The sequence below is a fragment of the Okeania sp. SIO2B9 genome (assembly GCF_010672505.1).
In the GTDB taxonomy this organism is placed as follows: Bacteria; Cyanobacteriota; Cyanobacteriia; order Cyanobacteriales; family Microcoleaceae; genus Okeania; species Okeania hirsuta.
This window is the reverse complement of the sequence record NZ_JAAHGK010001531.1, coordinates 1-1584: the sequence shown is the minus strand read 5'-3', so window position 1 is coordinate 1584 and position 1584 is coordinate 1. Positions and strand designations below refer to the sequence as shown.

Genomic DNA, 1584 nt, shown 5'->3' with positions numbered 1-1584 from the left:
CGTCACAGATTGTAAATTTTGCTGCTTTTTTTTCCTTTTTATTTACTGATTATCAGTTACACTATAAAGGTTGTTTTCTCCACAGCAACTCTTCCTTTAATAGAAGTTAATTTATCATAGAAAAAGCCACCATAAAGTTCAGAGTCTAAATTAGAGATTCCGGTTTCTACATAAGATTTATCATTTTCTTTGTGGGTTTAATACCCCACCGTCAACGGGGGTGTTCAAAATTACTTGGGGTTAGAATCCCCATGTAATTTTCCTCCTGTCTCCTGTCTTCCCCTCCTGGGAGGGGTTGGAGGTGGGTTGTCTCCTGTCTCCTTCTTCAATTCTATCCATTTCATACCTTATTTTATTCAGATATTAGAATTAAGTTGATACAATGATAGTATCATTTTGTTAAATAACCGTTCAGTAAGAGGGCTAAAATTCATATAAATCAATACTTTTAAGCTTTAATTGCCCCTCATTGCACGAACCTTCGATCTAGATTTTCTCTGAGAAATTCAATTTTCAGTTCAGACCTCATAAAGTAAACACTATCTATATAAGAGATGCTAAAAGCAATTTTGTTTGACCTAGATGGCACCATAGTTAATACAGACCCCTTGCATTTCCAGGTATGGAAAGAAATTTTAAATAATTACGGAATAGTAATTGACCATAACTCTTATAAGGAAAAAATTAGTGGTGGAACTAATCCCACAATTCTGAAAAAATTACTACCACACCTATCAACTACAGAAGTAGAAGAACTAGCAGATTATAAAGAAGCTAAATTTCGAGAAATGGCTACAAACTTAGAACCAATGACAGGATTATTAGAATTTATTGCATGGGTAAAAAAACAAAAACTTCAGAAAGCGGTCGTGACAAATGCACCTCCAGAAAATGCTGAATTTATGTTAGATGTTTTGCAGCTAACAGATACTTTTCCATTAGTAATATTAGGTGGAGTAATGACTGTCGCAAAACCAGATCCTGCACCTTATAAATTATGTTTAGAAAAATTGGAAATTTCCCCGGAAGAGGCAATTGTTTTTGAAGATTCTCGTTCTGGAATTAAGTCAGCAGTCGGAGCAGGAATTTACACAGTAGGAGTTGCTTCTACCCATGAACCTGAATCTTTATTAGAAGTAGGAGCGAGTATTGTTATTAATGATTTTAGTGATGAAAAATTACAGCAACTTTTAGATATAAGGAAGTTCCAAGGAAACTAAGGTTATGATGGCAAAGATAAATCCTTAGTGACATAAAAGCTAAAAATGTTTATTTCCAACTTGATTCGGCAAGGGGTCTCCCGTTATAATCTGCGATTTAACAGGAGGGGAATTGCCGAGCTGCAAATTAAACAGGTTTCGATTGCTGTTCAAATGTAGCACTAAAGAGTAGTATAAAATTATGATAATTACTCATTGCTACAAAATTAAGCCCACTACTGAACAGTCAGTCAAAATAGATTATTGGCTAGAACTGTTACGAAGACATTGGAATTATGCTCTAGGTCAAAGACTAGATTGGTTAAATAGAACTAGATGTCAAGTTGACCGTTGTTCATTAATTTCATGTCCTATTGGTGAAATT

General features: G+C 34.5%; 2 protein-coding genes. Both read left to right on the top strand.

Features of this window, described 5'->3' with window-relative positions; translation table 11 throughout:
• The first annotated feature begins 554 nt into the window (after window positions 1–554).
• Entirely contained in the window at window positions 555–1220 is a 666-nt protein-coding gene (locus F6K13_RS32340; RefSeq protein WP_124145968.1) for an HAD family phosphatase, read from the top strand.
• Window positions 1221–1401: 181 nt separating this feature from the next.
• On the top strand, window positions 1402–1584 hold a 183-nt coding region (locus F6K13_RS32335), incomplete at its 3' end, for a helix-turn-helix domain-containing protein (RefSeq protein WP_287289790.1).